Consider the following 16,184-nt stretch of genomic DNA (forward strand, 5'->3'; position numbering starts at 1 on the left):
TGAATTGTGATGGTGAACAACATGGCGCCGCGCATCTTCCACTGTCTGCGCGACGTGTTCGCGGCTGCTGGAACTGGGCTATTTGCACGATCTTTCCAGCTCAAAGCGCTATTGCGGGATCCAGTGCTATCCTGGACGAATGATGAGCGGCACCGTCGGATCAATTACTCCAATGAACCCGTTCGAGCTCGCGATCTCCTTGCCAATGCTGAGACACCGCCGCCTCAGCGCTGTTCGACAACGATCGCGTCTGACGCGTGAGACGTATTCCACCTGAATTGGCCTGAAACGGCGGTCGCGCCGCCGAGCGCCCCCTCCTGATCGACGGCGCCACCAACATTATCGTAAATGCACTGCGTAGAGAGGCTCGCTGGCGGCCCGTATCCTGCGCACTTCATTGTTGCATCTGCATGCTCATCGGCGCACCCGACGGCATCATCATGTTGATATTCATATCTGCCACGATCCACATCGTGCCGGCGATCACGACGAATACAATGAGGGCGCCAAAGGCGAGCGCGAGCACGTTGTTGGTGCTTTCCGGCCCGCTACTGATATGCAGGAAAAACACCAGGTGAATGCCCATCTGGGCAATGGCGAGGACGGCGAGCCCGAGGAATACGCCGCCCGGCCAGAGCAGCGTCGTATTTGCAGTCCAAAACGACGTGGCCGTGAGAAGAACCGCCACAACAAGGCCGATCGTGTAGACGAGAAACTCGGATGGAGCCGATGCGTGCATCTCGCGGCTCGGCCTGTCTCCGGGTGCGCGTTCCTGTCGGGCTTCGGTCATGAACTCACTCCCATCAAATAAACCACCGTGAATACCCCGACCCAAACGATGTCAAGCGCGTGCCAGAACAACGAGAAGCAGAGCAGGCGATGCTCCACCCTTGCAGCAAATCCGAATACCGCCACCTGCACCATCATAACGATCAGCCAGATCAGGCCGAGCGCGACGTGCAGCCCGTGGCATCCGACAAGCGTGAAGAATGCGGACAGAAACGCGCTCCGCTGCGGCGCCGCGCCGATGGAGATCATGCTTGAGAATTCGCGGATCTCGAGACTAAGAAACGTGACTCCGAGTGCGAAAGTGATCAGAGCCCCTAAATAGGTCCTGAGGTAGCGGCGCGAATTGGTGGCCAAGGACATCAATCCGCAAGTGTAGCTCGAAACGAGAAGGCAAACAGTTTCAATCGCGACCGTAGTCTGATTGAACAACTGGGCGCCGGTCGGCCCGCCGGCTGTGGAGCGCACGAGGACCGCGTAGCTCGCGAACAGCGCGGCAAACATGATGATATCACTCAGCAGGAAGATCCAGAAGCCATAGGCGACCACGATCCTCTTTGGAGCAGGTCCCGCTTCGCTCGCATTTGGCAGTGCGTCTTGCGGAATCTGATCAATTGCGACGGCGATATTCATGCTGCAACTCCTGCCTGATGGGATCGTACGAACCGGGCGATCTCCTCGGCTGGCACCTCAATTTCGTTGTGGCGGCGGAATGAGAAGGCAAGCAACGTCAGGAATGCGCCGAACACTCCGACGCTGGCCAGCCACCAAATGTGCCAGATGAGCGCGAAGCCGATGACGACCGCGAAGAAGGCAGTAACAAAGCCGGTGGCGCTGTTCTTCGGCATTTCGACCGGCTCGTACTTGCACGTCGGCGTTGGCTCGTCCTTTGTCGCTTGCGCGCGGTACTTGCTGCTCCAGAATGCGTCGAGTCCGGCGACCTTGGGTTGGAACGCAAAGTTCCACGCCGGCGGCGGCGACGCCGTCGCCCACTCTAGCGTACGACCGTTCCACGGATCACCGGTCACGTCGCTTAGCTCCTCGCGATTGCGGATCGACACAACGAGTTGCACGACTTGGCAAACGACGCCGACCAGGATGATAGCGGTACCGAACGCCGCCGCTATCAACCACGGCTGCCAGGACAAATTGTCGTAATGTTGCATGCGCCGGGTCATGCCCATCAGGCCCAGCACGTAGAGTGGCATGAAAGCGACATAGAAGCCGACCAGCCAGCACCAGAACGAGGCTTTGCCCCAACGTTCGTCGAGCTTGAACCCGAATGCCTTGGGGAACCAATAATTGTACCCCGCCATCACGCCGAACACGACGCCGCCGATAGCGACGTTGTGGAAGTGCGCGACCAGGAACACGCTGTTGTGCAACTGGAAGTCAGCCGGAGGCACCGCCATGAGCACGCCGGTCATGCCGCCGATGACGAAAGTCACCATGAAGCCAATCGACCACAGCACTGGCACCGAAAGCCGGACCCGGCCGCCGTACATCGTGAACAGCCAGTTGAACACCTTCGCGCCCGTCGGCAAAGCGATGATCATGCTCATGACGCCGAAGAAGCCGTTGACGTTTGCGCTGGCACCCATTGTGAAAAAGTGATGCAGCCAGACCAAGAAGGAGAGGATACAGATGGTCATCGTCGCGGCTACCATCGAGCGATAGCCGAACAACGGCTTGCCGGAGAAGGTCGCCATCACTTCCGAGAATACGCCGAACGCTGGCAGGATCAGGATGTAGACTTCGGGGTGCCCCCATACCCAGAACAGGTTGGAGTACAGCATCTGATTGCCTTGGCCTCCGAGCGTGAAGAAGTGAAAGCCGAGATAGCGATCGAGCGCCAGCATCGCGAGCGTCGCGGTCAGGACCGGAAAAGCCGCAACAATGAGCAGGTTCGCGGCAAGCGCGGTCCAGCAGAAGACCGGCATGCGCATATAGCTCATCCCTGGCGCGCGCAGTTTGAGGATTGTCGTGACGAAGTTAATACCCGCCAGCAAGGTGCCGATACCGGAGATTTGCAGCGACCAAAGATAGTAGTCGACGCCGACGCCGGGCGAATATTGCATTTCGCTCAGGGGGGGATAGCCCCACCAGGTGGCTTTTGAGAACTCGCCCACTGCCAGTGAAATGTTAACCAACAACGCGCCCGAAGCAGTCAGCCAGAAGCTGACGGAGTTGAGCGTAGGGAACGCGACGTCGCGAACACCCAGTTGCAACGGGACCGCGAAGTTCATGAGCCCCACCACGAACGGCATTGCCATGAACAAAATCATGATCGTGCCGTGGGCAGAGAAAATCTGATTGAAATGCTCCGGCGGCAGATACCCTTGTGCACCGCCTGCTGCCAGCGCCTGCTGCGCTCGGATCATGATTGCATCGCTAAAACCGCGCAGCATCATGACGAGCGCCAATATGCAATACATGGCGCCTATCCGCTTGTGGTCGACCGAGGTCAGCCATTCGCGCCACAGATAGAGCCAGGCTCCCTTCGCGGTGACGAACCCTAGAACAACCACCACGACCAGGACCATGAAGCCCGTTGCGCCCATGATGATCGGCTCATGAAGGGGGATCGCGTTCCAATCGAGCTTGCCAAGGAGATTCATCGCTCTGCCCTCTGCGAGGTTGAACAAATTGATAGAGAAGAGTCTTGGGGGCCCATGCCAGCGCTTACGATGCTGCTGAACATATCGGGGACGACGCTACGATAGGTGAACGGCGCGACCGCCTTGCTCGGCTTGACCAGATCGGCGTAAGCGGGCTTATCGAGTGCCGAACCAGTCAGGCCGGTCTGCCGAACCCATTGCGCAAATCCGTCGTCGGTCACTGCATCGACCGTGAAGTGCATATCGGGAAAGCCGTCACCGCTGAACATGGCGGATATCCCCGCATAGGTTCCGAGATGGTCCGCCTGCAGGTGGAGGCGCGTCGCCATTCCGGACATGGTGTAGATCTGGCTCCCGAGCTGAGGCACGAAGAAGCTGTTCATGACGCTCGATGAGGTCAGTTCGAAGCTGATCGGCGTGCCAACCGGGACGACCAGTTTGTTGACGCTGGCGATCCCCTGTTCTGGATAGATGAACAGCCATTTCCAGTCGAGTGAGACGACCTGAACGTTGACAGGCTTGACCGCTGAGTTGATCGGCTTGCCCGGATCAAGGTCGTGTGCGCCGATCCATGCGACGCCGCCGACCAGGAGCACTGTCATCCCGGGGATTGACCAGACGAGCAACTCAAGACGTCCGGAATATGTGAAATCTGGCCGATAGCGCGCACGCTCATTCGATGCGCGAAACCAAAAGGCAAAGCCAAGTGTCGCAAGGATCACGGGGATCACGATCGCCAGCATGATGCCTAACGCGTTGAACAAAATCTGCCGTTCGGCCTGCGCAATCGGCCCTTTCGGATCGAGCACGCCCTCAGTGCAGCCACCGAGTGTCATGGCCCCGATCAGGAGGACAGCTAGTAAGCCGTATCGCATGTTAGACCTCGCTGAGGTTGATGGAGCGCCATGCGGTGCGGACGGCCTTCGGCAGGAGTTCGTCATGCACCGTAATACCGAGGTCGCCATGCTTGGTACGCATGAGCGAAGATGTATTGCCGTCATGGTCGACCAGGAGCGCCGCGAACAGCACGAACAGGTAGAATATGGAAAACACGAACAGCCTGTGAGCAGGGCGACGATCAGGTCCAATGCTTCTGTCCAGCTGGAAGGCGAGCATAAGGAAGAGCGCCCCGCAGATCGCAACGGTCACGCCATAGATCATACCTGCAAACCCCAGTGCGCAGGGCAGCTCTGATGCGAGAGCCAGGAGGCCGCTGTAGATCAGGATCTGGCGCGTTGTTGCGGCCCGTCCCGCGACAACCGGCAGCATCGGCACGCCCGCACGCGAATAGTCGTCAATACGATTTAGCGCCAACGCCCAGAAATGCGGCGGCGTCCACAAGAGGATAATGAGGAACAACGCAAGCGGCTCGAACCCGACTTCTCCGGTTGCCGCGGCCCATCCGATCACGGGCGGCAGCGCGCCGGCGGCGCCGCCGACGACGATGTTCTGCCGCGTGGACCGCTTCAGCCACGTCGTGTACACGACGACGTAAAAGAGGATTGCTCCGGCCAACAATGCGGCTGCCATGAGGTTCGTCGCCAAAGCGAGAGCCACCACAGCAATGCCGCCAAGAACGGCTCCAAGGACAAGCGCGTCGAACCGAGAGACCTTGCCCAGGGGAATTGGCCGCATGGCAGTGCGGCTCATGATCGCATCGATATCGGCGTCGTACCACATGTTGAGCACGCCGGCGGATCCGGCTCCCGCTGCAATGGCAATAACCGCCACAAGAGTCGTCAGCGGATCAAGTCGAACCGGAGCGGAGCTCAATCCGACGAGCGCCGTGAAGACGGCAAGCATCATCACGCGCGGCTTTGTGAGGGTGACGAAGTCGGACACACGCCGATAGTCAACCCGCCGATAGGCAGAGCGAGCTCGTCTTTTCCCAAGCTGGCCAGCAATGGATTTGACGTTCATCTTGCCGCTCCAGGTTCATTCGGAATGAGAGCTGTCGTGTTCGGTCCGAACAGCCGCAGTGTGTGCATGCAGTATGTCTTCCCTCCCCTGCCCGCGATTGGACATGGCTGCTCGATTGGTGCCAATCCTGCTCAAAACGCCGGCCCGCCGTATTCAGTCAAACGGCCCAATCGCGAACGCACGATTCAGAACAATCTGAGCACGTTTCAACAAGCGCTCTGCGTCTACGTCTCCTAGAGCAGATCATCATCGGGATCGCTGCAACGCGCGGTCCCTAGTTTAAACGTCGGCGAGATTCGTTACGTTTGCTAGGGATCGATCGCCGAGCCCACGGAGAACTATCGATGAAAACGCTTTTGCTCTGGACGATCGTAGCCGCCTGCCTTGTGACCTCCGCCGCGCAGGCGCGATCGGCCTATGACGGCTCCTGGGACCTCGCCTTCGTGACGCAAGGCGGCGCGTGCGACCCAAGCTACAACTTCACGGTCAATATCTCCGACGGAGTCGTCACTCATCCCAATCTTGTGAAATTCAGGGGATACGTCGCGAGATCCGGTTCGGTTCGCGCGTCCGTGACGGTCCACGATAAATTCGCGTCCGGCACGGGCAAACTTTCCGGTAGCTCGGGTCGCGGACATTGGAGCGGTTACGCGGGACGTTCGCGATGCTCTGGCTACTGGACTGCGCAACGCAATTGACCGGGCAAAGGCGGGAGAGCTCGTGCTCCGAGTCGCCGACTTGCGAGACGGCGTTGAACACGATCGCGCTGGCGGCCTCGCTCCTGTTTGCTCACGGTCAGACCACGGAACGGACGGTTGTCTCTGCCGGGCGCCTTGGGTGCGCGCGCGGCGCGACAGTGAGGGTGCTGCCGCACTGGGATGAGCTGATCGTAGAACTCGACGGTGCGCCCGTCTCACAAATCGTGCCCGCCAAGCCGCGCGGCGTGGACATGGGCAGGGTACTCGCCGTTACGGCGGTGATCGATCAGATCTGAGACGGCACATTGTCGGCCGGGGCCGCGCAATGCGCGCTTGAGTCGGCCGGCCGTTTACCGCCAGCTTCTACGCTACGCTTCACCTTGTTCGCAGCGGCTGGCGCGGCTTCGCTTGGTCAAGTTCGGCACGCGCTCGACACCCCAAGCCTCCTATTGATCGCGGCGAGCGCTGCCATCGGTGCGCTCGTCCGGCGTTGGCTGTCCGACTTCAGCCATAACCCACTGGCACAGCCACTTTGCGCCGCATTTGTCGCGGGAATCGTAGCGGCTGCAGCGGGATATTTCCAGCTATCGAATACAACATTCTGGTCGGCTTCTATCCCTCCACGGTGCTGGTCCCCGGTCCACATATCCTCAACGGTGCAATCGACCTCGCTCGTACGCGCAGCGTGCTGGGAATTGCGCGCCTGGCATATGCCCGCATCATAGTGTTCCTGATCTGCATCGGCGGCCTGTTCGGGTTCACGGTCGCCGGCGTCAAACTCGCGATAGCTGGATCATCTCCGCCGGTGTCCTTGGTCATTGACGTGGTTGCGGCATGCTGCGCCGCCGCCTCCTTCGGCACCTTCTTCTCAATGCCGGGGCGTTTGCTGCCTTTCCCAATCGCGGTGGGTATGCTTGCGCATGCCGCACGGTGGGCGGTGATCTCCGCCGGCGGAGGTGCTCCGGCCGGGACGCTCGTCGCCTGCACTCTCACCAGCATCCTCACGGCGCCAATCGTCGATCGCCTCCTTTGCGGCTGTCGCATTCTCGGCCGTGGTCTCGTTGATGCCGGGTTTCTTCCTGTTCAACACGGCGGCGGGCCTTGCCGAATTGGTCTCAATTGGCCCGGGCGCACCGGCAGCTCTGCTGACCAGTATCGGCGCAAGCGGTTCCACAGCACTTTTTAATCATCTTGGCCATGGTCTTCGGGCTGATCCTGCCTCGCATGCTGTACGAGCGCCTCAGGCCCTGCCCCGAATGATGAGGCACGCGCGTTCAATGCACCGCAGCGCCGTCCAAGATCGATCCGGAGCTTCCCTGTATCTGATCCTATCGGGCCGGCTGGCCCTAGAGAGTCGGTACACCCATGACGACAATTCTGACCAAATCGTTCCCACAAGACAAACAGCCACTGACAAAGCCGGCGCCGGGCAAAAAGCGCGTTTTGATCGTCGGCGGTGGCTTTGCGGGTATCGCGGCGGCGCGAGCCCTAAAGCGGACCGATGTCGAAATCAGGCTAATCGACCGGCGCAATCACCACATCTTTCAGCCGCTGCTGTACCAGGTCGCCACCGCTGTTTTGGCGCCATCCGAAATAGCGGCGCCGATCCGGCAGCTTGAGGCGAAACAGAAGAACCTCAGCGTGTTGCTGGCGGAGATCAGGGGCATCAATCTGGCAACGCGCATTGTCGAGGTTGCTTGTCCGGGGATTGGCAGTCGAAAGCTTGAGTACGACTTCCTCGTGATCGCGACCGGAATGCGTCCGAGTTATTTCGGTCATGACGAATTCGCGCGGTTCGCACCAGGCCTCAAGAGCCTCAACGATGCCGAAACGATCCGAGCCAAGATCCTGAGCGCGTTCGAATTGGCAGAATCGACCGATGACGAGAAGGAACGCGCACGCCAAATGACCTTCGTCTTGGTGGGAGCCGGTCCGACCGGCGTCGAGCTTGCCGCTTCGATCGCTCAGCTGGTCTCGGTGACCCTGCGCAACAATTTCCGCAAGATCGACCCTGCCAAGAGCCGAATTGTTTTGCTGGATGGGGGCACTCGTATTCTGCCGACCTTTGCGGAATCGCTGGCGCGAAAGGCAGCCAACCGGCTTACGAAACTGGGCGTCGAGGTGTCGACGGGGGTAAAGGTCGAGAAGGTCGACGACCAAGGCGTGATAGCGGCCGGCAACCGGATTCCTGCTGCTACCGTGCTTTGGACGGCAGGCGTCAGCGCCTCCCCGGTTGTTAAAATGCTCGGGACCCAGACAGACCGCGCCGGGCGCGCATTCGTTGGTGCATTCATGGACATTCCCGAGGCGCCCAACGTCTTTGTTGCAGGAGACGCAGCCACGATGACCCAGGATGGTCACCCGGTGCCCGGAGTGGCGCAGGCAGCCATTCAACAGGGACGATTTGTTGGGCATGTCATCGCCAACCGGGTCAGGGGACGCAACGACGGTCGACCGTTTCGGTACCGCAACAAAGGCAATATGGCGGTGGTCGGCAAAAACTTTGCCATCCTCGAGGCCGGCTATTTGCGCAGCAGCGGCTTTGTAACCTGGTGGGTGTGGGCCGCGCTGCACGTGCTCGCGCTGCCGCAGCTTCAGAACCGATTTCGCGTTCAGACGCAATGGTTCTGGTCATATCTGTCGGGACAGCGAAGCTCACGACTGATTTCCGAGGGGCCGCGGTCGTCCTCGTCTCAGCAGTGATTAGACTCGGTAGTCACGTTTTTCGGCAATTAGTTGAGGACTGCACCTGTGGATGCCTCCATCATCTCCGCCCTCGCCGCCCTCACCGGGGCAGCCGTCGGCGGTTTGACGAGCGGGATTGCAAATTGGCGGAGCCAACGAAGCCAGGTCCGCGCCCAATGGATTCTCCACGAGGAGACCCGCCGCCAGACCCTCTACAGGGATTTCATCGAGGACGCCGCTAAGTGCTACATCGATGCGCTCCAGCACGACAAGGCCGACATTCCAAACCTGGTCAGTCTTTACGCTAAGTTGAGCGCGATGCGGGCGGTGGCGTCAAAGCAGGTAGTCCATCAAGCCGAAGACGTCGCCCGAAAAATTCTCGACAGCTATCTGGAGCCTGATAAGAACTTCGTCCAACTGCGCGAAATGGCCATTGATGGCACGATCGATCTATTGCTTGGCTTCAGTCATGCGTGCCGCGACGAATTCGAGAAGATGCGGCCAGTAGATTTCTGACCGCCCCCCATCATTTCAGCTCGCGCTGTCGCCAGCCTCGAATGCGCTATTCCCGGGATCGTACCGCCTCGATCCAACTCGCGAAGGCCTGCATAAACCCCTGGAGGAATTTGCCGGTTCCTTCGCTGGCGATGTTGCCGTGTTCATCGAAGAGCTTGTCGAGGCGACCAACGTAAGCCTCGGGCTGCTGCATGGCCGGTACGTTCAAGAACACCAGCGATTGCCTGAGATGATGATTGGCGCCAAAGGCGCCGATCGCACCCGGCGAGCCGCTGACGATCGCTCCAGGCTTGCGGTCCCAGACGCTACTCCCATATGGCCTCGAACCAACGTCCAGTGCGTTCTTGAGAGCGGCTGGCACCGAGCGATTATATTCGGGCGTGACGAACAGCACTGCGTCGGCGCCCTTGACGCGCTGCCGGAATGCGGTCCAATCCGCCGGTGGATCGATGTCGAGATCCTCGTTGTAGAGAGGCAGTTGCCCGATTTCGACGATCTCGAGCTTAAGCGACGATGGCGCGAGCGAGATTAACGCATTCGCCAACGTCCGGTTAAACGACGCCTTCCGCAGGCTTCCAACCAGCACACACACGTTCATCGGCTTATCCATTGTCATGCGTTCGCCTGAGATTTGACGGTCCTGGTGAAGTCAGGCTTGCGCTTCTCCATGAAGGCCGTAAGCGCCTCTTTTGCGTCTTCGGAGCGGACTTGCGCACTGAACTCTTCATTCTCAGCCTTCATCGCAGCCTTGATCTGTTCCCGAAATGGCCGCTTCATGAGCCTCTTGCTCGCTTGCAGTGCTCCTGCTGGCTTTGCTGACAAATTCCGGGCCGTTTCGGTCGCTCTCGCCAGGACGTCGTTGTCGGGTACGACCTGTGTAACGAGGCCCAATTCCGCAGCGCGTTTGGCATCGAAGGGAGACCCCAACAAAATCAGCTCCGCCGCACGGACGTGACCGATCCGCGCTGGCACCGAGCAGCTCGATCCGAATTCCGGCACGACTGCAAGATTGATGAAGGGCAGCTGCAATTTCGCGCTCTCGCCCGCATATATGAAGTCGCAGTGCGTCAGCATGGTGGTGCCGCCACCGATCGCGCTGCCGTGGAGCGCGACGACGATCGGTTTGTCGAAATTGACAAGCGCCTCCATCAGTCCGGCTTGCGGAGAGTCTCCAGGCCCGGGAGGATTCCTGATGAAATCTTCGATATCGTTGCCCGCGCAGAACGATTCTCCAGCACCGTGCCAGAGGACGACACGCGTGTTCTCGTCATTTGCCGCCTCGTTGAAGATGCCTGCCAGAGCCACGTACATGGCCGATGTCATCGCGTTCCGCTTGGTCGGGCGGTTCAACTGAACCCGCAGGATGCTTCCTGCGTGTTCGGTAACAATATCTTCCATTATCGCACTCCTGCTGCGTCTGGTGAATTTGGCTGCACGTGAGACGCCGGGAGCGGCTCCGCGGCGCCGACTGGTCGTCGTCCTAGGCCGCACTTTCCTTTGCTTTCGGGATGGCACCGCTTTCATGCAAAACATCGATTTCGGTTGCGGTGAATCCGAGCTGCCGGAGAACCTCCTCGTTGTGCTCTCCGATCTTTGGGGCGCGCTTCGCGGGCACTTTCGTGACGCCATGCACCTGAAGCGGGCTACTGATGGTCGACGTCAGCTTGCCACCTGCACCGTCGAGCGGGACGATGATGTCGTTGGCCCGGAGCTGGGGATCGTTGATTACCTCCTGGGGCCCACGCACCGCACCAAACGTTACATGAACGCCGTTGAACACTTCGTACCAATGTGACATCGGCTCGGCGCAGAAGGTCTGGTCGAGAATCGCCGTGAGCTCCGTCATGTTTGCCATCAGCTTCGCCGGGTCGGAGAACCGTGGATCAGTCAGAAGATCGGGGCGGCCAATCGCCTTCGCCACGGCGTCCACCTTGTCTGGCGTGATGAGGAGGACGAACCAGGTATCATCCTTGGCGCGATACACGTTCATGGCTGCATTCGCCGGGTGCATACGATCATGCGGACCGAAGAATTTCGCATCGCACAGCGCGGCCTGGATCGAGACGCTGGCGGACCACACGCCCTCGGCGAGAAGCGAGGTTGTGACATGCGCCCCCTCCCCTGTACGTTCACGACGATACAGCGCCGTGACGATTGCCGAATAGAGCCCGACGGCGGTAGCATTGTCTCCGCTGCCAGCAACCGGCCAGGTCGGCGGCGCACCGGCGTCGCGCGTCATCGATAGCAATCCACTCCGAGCCCAGTACGACGTAATGTCGAATCCGGGAAGGTTCGCATCCGGCCCCTTATCGCCGAAACCGGTAATATCGGCGTAAATCAGCCGCGGATTCCACGCCGTCACATCTTCATATTCGATCTTCAATTTCTTGCGTGCCGGGTGCGGCGTGTTGACGATGAGAACGTCGGCCCATTTGACGAGCTTTTCGAGAACCTGATGGGCACTTGGAGATTTCAGATCAAGCGCCATGCCGCGCTTGTTGCGGTTGGCCAAATGCCAGGGATAGGCATCGTCAGCAACCGGCTGCGGCGGGAGGTGATTCGCGTGTCGCCACAGTTCGCCGCTCGGCGGCTCGACCTTGATCACGTCCGCACCAAAATCGGACAGGATCACGGCGGCACTGGGGCCTGCGATGAAGCTCGCGAGGTCCACCACTTTCAGTCCGGAGAAGATGTTGTCGTTTGCCATGGGTGTGCTTTCCAAATCCTCGTCGGGAGCGACCTCGTCTCAGCGTCCGCGAAACTGCGGCGCGCGCTTCTCGAGGAAGGCGGCGGTGCCTTCCTTCTTGTCTTCAGTGGCGGCGCAAATGCCGAAATAAGAGGCCTCCAATGCAAGGCCTTCGCCTTGGCTGGCATCCAGCCCCTTGTTAGCCGCCTCCAGAGAGAACTTCACAGCAATCGGAGCGTTAGCGGCGATCTGCTTCAGAATCGCCTCCGCACGGTCAATCAGGCTCGATGCTGAAACGACCTCGTTGACGAGGCCAATGCGAAACGCTTCCTGTGCTGAAATCGTTTCGCCGGTTAGGATAAGCTGCAACGCTCGGCCCTTTCCGACCAGCCGCGGCAACCGCTGCGTGCCGCCGCCGCCAGGCAGCAGTCCCAATTTCACTTCCGGCTGCCCGAACTTGGCGTGCTCCGCTGCTATCCTGATGGTGCAGGCCATCGCGGTCTCGCAGCCGCCGCCCAGCGCAAAACCATTGATAGCCGCGATCACCGGTTTGCCGAGATTTTCGATGAGGTCCAGCACACCCTGCCCGAACCGGCTGGACTCCTCCGCTTCATAGGCATCTACATGTGCAAGTTCACTGATGTCGGCACCGGCGATAAAGGCCTTGTCGCCCGCGCCGGTGAGAATCACGCCGTGCACGGAGGCATCTGCTTTTGCGTCCTCGAATGCGGCGTGCAGATCGGTCCAGGTGGGCGTGTTGAGCGCGTTGAGCACCTTGGGCCGGTTGACCGTGACGTAGGCGATCGAGCCCTTTTTCTCGTATTGGACATTCGCCAGCGCTAGCGCCGCTCTGGGCAGGGAGTTGGGTAATGTTGCAGGCGAAGCGCTTAAAGGTGCAGCTTGCGAAACCATAGTCATGTCTCCTGGGTGAGGCAGCCGGCGCTGGTGCGCCGGCGCCGCTGCGATGTCAGAGGAAAGCGCCGTGACCGGTGATGGCCTTGCCCACGATCAGATTCTGCATCTGATAAGTGCCTTCGTAAGAGTAGAGAGCTTCGGCATCGGCAAAGAACCGCGCGACGTTGTAGTCGGCGACGATACCGTTGCCGCCCAGTACCTCGCGGCCCCAGGAGACCGTCTCGCGCGATTTCGCAGTGCAGAACGCCTTCGCCAGGGCCGCGTGATGGTCGCCAAGCTTGCCTTCGTCATCGAGCTGCGCCAGACGAAGCATCATGCACTGGCACGCTGTCAGATTGGCCAGCATCTTGGCGAGCAGATCCTGGATCATCTGGAACGAAGCGATCGGCTTGCCGAATTGCAGGCGCTCCTGGGCGTATTTGAGGGTTGCTTCGTATGCGCCCATCTGGATGCCGGTTGACGCCCAGCCTACCATGTATCGCGTCATCCGCAGCACGCGTGCGGTATCGCGGAAGGAATTTCCGCCCTGCAGACGGTTCGCTTCAGGCACCCGCACGTCCTTCAGCGTGATCTGGCCGTTCTGGACCACCTTGAGCGCGATCTTGTGCTCGATCTTCTCGACGCTGAAGCCGGGCGTCGACTTATTCTCGACAATGAAGCCCTTGACCTGATTGTCGGCAAGATCGCGCGCCCAGATGATAGAGAGGTCGCACCACGGGGCGTTGCCGATCCACCGCTTCTGTCCGTTGAGAACCCAGGTATCGCCTTCACGCTTGGCCGTCGTGGTCAGGCCGCCGCTCGTTCCGGATCCGACCAGCGGCTCGGTGAGGCCGAAGCAGCCGACCTTCTCCAGCCGCGCCATCGGCGGCAGCCATTTCTGCTTCTGCTCCTCGGAGCCATCGAGGTAGATCGACCCCATCGCTAAGCCGCTGTGCACGCCAAAGAACGTGCAGAACGATGCATCGGTGCGCGCCAGCTCCATCGCCACGAAGCCGAACAGCTTCTGGCTGCCGCCGGCGCAGCCATACCCCTCGAAGCCGAGCCCACCAAGGCCGAGCTCCTTGAACGATGGCAGCAATTCGAACGGAAACGCGTCATCGGACCAATACTTGTTGATGATCGGCTGGACCTTGGCCTCCATATAGGTCCGCACCTTTTTGACCACCGCTTTCTCGTCAGGGGTGAGAAGATCGACCAGCTGATAGAAATCGCCGTCGGGGACGGGCGCCGGCTTCGGTGAAGCGACCTTGCTTGCCGCGGTTGCAGTGGGCATTGTTGGACTCCTAGTGCTGCGGCTCGAAAGCCGGAAGAGATTGAAAAACGTGTTGGATGATCGATCGCGCCGGCTGCGCCTAATCTCAGGCCGGCTCCGTCGATTTCGTTTGGCTTGAATTGGCAACCTTGTTGCGCAGCTCGATCAGCCCGAGCAGCACTTCATCGCGCTCCGCCTCCAGCTCCACGATGCTGCGCGATCCGGCCTCGGCATGGACGCTATCGATAAGCTTCTTCTGCACTTCCGGCGTTAATACCGGCGAGCCGAGGGTCTTCCACCAGGCCGTCATCGGGCCGGTAAACTGCTGGAAGAAGTGCTCGATGCCGCCCGGACCGCCGCCGAGATGGTTGAGCATCATGCTGCCCATCACTCCCCAGCGCAGACCCGGGCCCCAGCTCAGGGCGGTGTCGACATCGGCGGCGCTCACCACGCCCTCGGAGACAAGGTAGTAGACCTCCCGGCTCAGCGCCGCCTGGAGACGGTTGGCGACATGGCCCGGCATTTCCTTGTTGACGCGCACTGTCCGCTGCCCGATCGATGTATAGAATTCGTCGGCGCGCTCGATGGTATTCCTCGACGTCTTCGCTCCGCCGACAATCTCGACCAGCGGGATCAGATGCGGTGGATTGAACGGGTGGCCGATCACGCAACGTTCAGGATGCATTTCGCACGCGGACTGGATTTCGCTCATGGTCAAGCCCGACGAGCTTGAGGCGATGATGACGCTGGGATGCAGCAGTTCGTCCAGTTGGCGATAAAGCGTCTTTTTGAACTCGATCTTCTCGGGCCCGTTTTCCTGGACCAGATCTACGTCCTTGACGGCATCCGTCAGAGTCGCGGTGAATGACAGCCTGTTCTGGGACGCACCGGATGCGAGCCCAAGCCGTTGCAACGCGGGCCAGGCCGCTGCAACAAAGCGCTTCAGCGCAGTTTCCGCGCCTGGCGCAACGTCTGTCGCCACCACATCCAGGCCATTAGCAAGGAAGAGCGAGGCCCAGCTTGCGCCAATAACGCCCGTGCCAATGATGGCGATACGCCGAATGGGTTTGTTGTGCGACATGTCACTTCTCCTGCGGGATTTCAGCGTAGGCGATGCCGGTGAGATTGCCTTGGGCGAAGAGGAAATTTCGTTCACCGGATCCATCGAGCCTGGCGGAGTAAATCGAACCCGCGAAATCGGTCACGAACATGCGGTTGTTTGGAACGTCGAGCGCGATACCGATCCCTTCCATGAGATGAGTGACCACGATCTCCGGCTCGGGGGGCTTATTGTCGATCGACGCCCGATTCACCGTGTTGCCGCGCGGAGGATCGCCGCGGTCGGTCCAGTAGAGAACACGGTTCTCGTGATCGAACTCGATATCGATCGGCTCCGGCAGACCATCGTAGAAGATCTCGATGTCGGACCTGGCCGCTGCAGTTTGGCCGGCCGGAATCTCGAGGTTGGCGCGGAAGATGCGACCGAGCCCGGCGTTGTCTGGACCTTTTTGCGTCCAGTAGATTTTTCCAAATTTCGGATCGATCGTTAGTCCAACGCACCATCGCGTCGCATCTTGGCTATCGGCATCGCCGTGCCCCGACTCAATGAGCGTCTCCAGCTTCGAGCCATCGAAATTGCAGCGCATGACGCGCATGCCTTCTCGGTCACACCAATAGAGTTTACCGCCCCTCTTATCGAGGATGATTTGCTTCGGAGTGTGGGTCTGCCCTCGTGCGACGATCGTCTTGCGATTTTTGCCATCGGTATCGGCGCGCTCGATAGATCCGTCATTCAGGTTTGGGATGCCCATGTTGGTCCAATAGATATGGCCAGCCTCGGCGTCGACAACGATACCGTCGGGCAAATGACAATCCGACACGATGGTCTTGCGGTCGGAGCCGTCGAGACTCATTGAGTGTATGTGGCCGGCATTCAGTTCAAGGACAAACAGACGAGCGACAGCAGCGGCAGCACTTTGATTGTTCTTCTTGACGGCTTCAGACATGTGGCACCTGTATGGCGATCTGACGTGAACTTGGTCAGTGCTTGACCGCGACCGTGCCGCGAATACTTGCCACGATATTGAATAGGACGATCGTCGCTGGAA

The 16,184-nt window shown here is 59.9% G+C and carries 17 protein-coding genes and 1 pseudogene; 6 read left to right on the forward strand and 12 right to left on the reverse strand.

Going from position 1 to position 16,184, the window contains the following annotated elements:
* Positions 1-394: 394 nt before the first annotated feature.
* Genes cyoD through B5V03_RS32165 form a run of 5 tightly spaced genes read right to left on the reverse strand, consistent with a single transcriptional unit; the run spans position 395 to position 5,324 of the window.
* Positions 395-790 (reverse strand): cytochrome o ubiquinol oxidase subunit IV, encoded by a 396-nt coding sequence (gene cyoD / locus B5V03_RS32145; RefSeq protein ID WP_129274408.1) that lies wholly within the window; start codon positions 788-790, stop codon positions 395-397.
* Positions 787-1,419 (reverse strand): cytochrome o ubiquinol oxidase subunit III, encoded by a 633-nt coding sequence (gene cyoC / locus B5V03_RS32150; protein ID WP_129274409.1) that lies wholly within the window; start codon positions 1,417-1,419, stop codon positions 787-789. The genes cyoD and cyoC overlap by 4 nt, the downstream gene beginning before the upstream one ends.
* Positions 1,416-3,404, reverse strand: coding sequence for a cytochrome o ubiquinol oxidase subunit I (gene cyoB / locus B5V03_RS32155; protein ID WP_129274410.1), 1,989 nt, complete (start codon positions 3,402-3,404; stop codon positions 1,416-1,418). The genes cyoC and cyoB overlap by 4 nt, the downstream gene beginning before the upstream one ends.
* Positions 3,401-4,240, reverse strand: a complete 840-nt coding sequence (gene cyoA / locus B5V03_RS32160) for a ubiquinol oxidase subunit II (RefSeq protein WP_129274411.1) — start codon at positions 4,238-4,240, stop codon at positions 3,401-3,403. Before cyoA ends, cyoB begins: the two co-directional genes overlap by 4 nt.
* A 40-nt stretch (positions 4,241-4,280) precedes the next feature.
* On the reverse strand, positions 4,281-5,324 hold the full coding sequence (locus tag B5V03_RS32165) for a heme o synthase (protein ID WP_129274412.1): 1,044 nt from the start codon (positions 5,322-5,324) through the stop codon (positions 4,281-4,283).
* 344 nt (positions 5,325-5,668) lie between these two features.
* On the opposite strand from B5V03_RS32165, the gene B5V03_RS32170 reads away from it, so the two are divergent.
* The 6 genes and pseudogenes from B5V03_RS32170 to B5V03_RS32195 all read left to right on the forward strand — a co-directional run bounded on the left by B5V03_RS32170 (position 5,669) and on the right by B5V03_RS32195 (position 9,223).
* Positions 5,669-6,022: a hypothetical protein gene (locus B5V03_RS32170; RefSeq protein ID WP_245502395.1), complete on the forward strand. Its 354-nt coding sequence runs from the start codon at positions 5,669-5,671 to the stop codon at positions 6,020-6,022.
* 53 nt (positions 6,023-6,075) lie between these two features.
* A complete protein-coding gene (locus tag B5V03_RS32175) occupies positions 6,076-6,318 on the forward strand; it encodes a threonine/serine exporter family protein (RefSeq protein WP_129274413.1) in 243 nt (80 codons plus the stop codon).
* A 9-nt stretch (positions 6,319-6,327) separates the two neighbouring features.
* Positions 6,328-6,558 (forward strand): annotated as a pseudogene (locus B5V03_RS43080) (hypothetical protein); the annotation flags it as partial.
* Complete coding sequence (locus B5V03_RS32185; RefSeq protein WP_129274415.1) at positions 6,555-7,208, forward strand: threonine/serine exporter family protein; 654 nt, start codon at positions 6,555-6,557, stop codon at positions 7,206-7,208. The pseudogene B5V03_RS43080 and the gene B5V03_RS32185, both read left to right, overlap by 4 nt.
* Before the next feature lie 179 nt (positions 7,209-7,387).
* A complete protein-coding gene (locus B5V03_RS32190) occupies positions 7,388-8,725 on the forward strand; it encodes an NAD(P)/FAD-dependent oxidoreductase (RefSeq protein ID WP_129274416.1) in 1,338 nt (445 codons plus the stop codon).
* A 48-nt stretch (positions 8,726-8,773) separates the two neighbouring features.
* Positions 8,774-9,223 carry a hypothetical protein gene (locus B5V03_RS32195; RefSeq protein ID WP_129274417.1) on the forward strand — a complete coding sequence of 150 codons (450 nt, stop codon included), beginning with the start codon at positions 8,774-8,776 and terminating at the stop codon, positions 9,221-9,223.
* A 46-nt stretch (positions 9,224-9,269) separates the two neighbouring features.
* On the opposite strand, the gene B5V03_RS32200 is transcribed toward B5V03_RS32195, so the two are convergent.
* The 7 genes from B5V03_RS32200 to B5V03_RS32230 form a co-directional block, all read right to left on the reverse strand.
* A complete protein-coding gene (locus tag B5V03_RS32200) occupies positions 9,270-9,833 on the reverse strand; it encodes an NADPH-dependent FMN reductase (RefSeq protein WP_129274444.1) in 564 nt (187 codons plus the stop codon).
* A 2-nt stretch (positions 9,834-9,835) separates the two neighbouring features.
* Positions 9,836-10,621 carry an enoyl-CoA hydratase gene (locus B5V03_RS32205; protein WP_129274418.1) on the reverse strand — a complete coding sequence of 262 codons (786 nt, stop codon included), beginning with the start codon at positions 10,619-10,621 and terminating at the stop codon, positions 9,836-9,838.
* Positions 10,622-10,703: 82 nt separating this feature from the next.
* Complete coding sequence (locus B5V03_RS32210) at positions 10,704-11,930, reverse strand: CaiB/BaiF CoA transferase family protein (RefSeq protein ID WP_129274419.1); 1,227 nt, start codon at positions 11,928-11,930, stop codon at positions 10,704-10,706.
* 39 nt (positions 11,931-11,969) lie between these two features.
* Positions 11,970-12,821 (reverse strand): enoyl-CoA hydratase-related protein, encoded by an 852-nt coding sequence (locus B5V03_RS32215; RefSeq protein WP_129274420.1) that lies wholly within the window; start codon positions 12,819-12,821, stop codon positions 11,970-11,972.
* Between the two features lie 55 nt (positions 12,822-12,876).
* Positions 12,877-14,097, reverse strand: a complete 1,221-nt coding sequence (locus tag B5V03_RS32220) for an acyl-CoA dehydrogenase family protein (protein ID WP_129274421.1) — start codon at positions 14,095-14,097, stop codon at positions 12,877-12,879.
* Between the two features lie 85 nt (positions 14,098-14,182).
* The gene (locus B5V03_RS32225; RefSeq protein ID WP_129274422.1) at positions 14,183-15,157 is read right to left on the reverse strand and encodes a 3-hydroxyacyl-CoA dehydrogenase NAD-binding domain-containing protein; all 975 of its coding nucleotides are present in this window, start codon (positions 15,155-15,157) and stop codon (positions 14,183-14,185) included.
* 1 nt (position 15,158) lies between these two features.
* Positions 15,159-16,082, reverse strand: coding sequence for a 3-hydroxyacyl-CoA dehydrogenase (locus B5V03_RS32230; RefSeq protein ID WP_129274423.1), 924 nt, complete (start codon positions 16,080-16,082; stop codon positions 15,159-15,161).
* Positions 16,083-16,184 lie beyond the last annotated feature (102 nt).

This window comes from Bradyrhizobium betae (genome assembly GCF_004123905.1).
GTDB lineage: Bacteria > Pseudomonadota > Alphaproteobacteria > Rhizobiales > Xanthobacteraceae > Bradyrhizobium > Bradyrhizobium betae_A.

Excerpts from the sequence above, each read along its gene's own strand:
- cyoC (WP_129274409.1), bottom strand. The coding sequence starts at position 1,419 with ATGAATATCGCCGTCGCAATTGATCAGATTCCGCAAGACGCACTGCCA.
- cyoB (WP_129274410.1), bottom strand. The coding sequence starts at position 3,404 with ATGAATCTCCTTGGCAAGCTCGATTGGAACGCGATCCCCCTTCATGAG.
- B5V03_RS32205 (WP_129274418.1), bottom strand. The coding sequence starts at position 10,621 with ATGGAAGATATTGTTACCGAACACGCAGGAAGCATCCTGCGGGTTCAG.
- B5V03_RS32170 (WP_245502395.1), top strand. The coding sequence starts at position 5,669 with ATGAAAACGCTTTTGCTCTGGACGATCGTAGCCGCCTGCCTTGTGACC.
- B5V03_RS32220 (WP_129274421.1), bottom strand. The coding sequence starts at position 14,097 with ATGCCCACTGCAACCGCGGCAAGCAAGGTCGCTTCACCGAAGCCGGCG.
- cyoA (WP_129274411.1), bottom strand. The coding sequence starts at position 4,240 with ATGACACTCGGTGGCTGCACTGAGGGCGTGCTCGATCCGAAAGGGCCG.
- B5V03_RS32190 (WP_129274416.1), top strand. The coding sequence starts at position 7,388 with ATGACGACAATTCTGACCAAATCGTTCCCACAAGACAAACAGCCACTG.
- B5V03_RS32200 (WP_129274444.1), bottom strand. The coding sequence starts at position 9,833 with ATGGATAAGCCGATGAACGTGTGTGTGCTGGTTGGAAGCCTGCGGAAG.
- B5V03_RS32215 (WP_129274420.1), bottom strand. The coding sequence starts at position 12,821 with ATGGTTTCGCAAGCTGCACCTTTAAGCGCTTCGCCTGCAACATTACCC.
- B5V03_RS32225 (WP_129274422.1), bottom strand. The coding sequence starts at position 15,157 with ATGTCGCACAACAAACCCATTCGGCGTATCGCCATCATTGGCACGGGC.
- B5V03_RS32210 (WP_129274419.1), bottom strand. The coding sequence starts at position 11,930 with ATGGCAAACGACAACATCTTCTCCGGACTGAAAGTGGTGGACCTCGCG.
- B5V03_RS32165 (WP_129274412.1), bottom strand. The coding sequence starts at position 5,324 with ATGAACGTCAAATCCATTGCTGGCCAGCTTGGGAAAAGACGAGCTCGC.
- B5V03_RS32230 (WP_129274423.1), bottom strand. The coding sequence starts at position 16,082 with ATGTCTGAAGCCGTCAAGAAGAACAATCAAAGTGCTGCCGCTGCTGTC.
- cyoD (WP_129274408.1), bottom strand. The coding sequence starts at position 790 with ATGACCGAAGCCCGACAGGAACGCGCACCCGGAGACAGGCCGAGCCGC.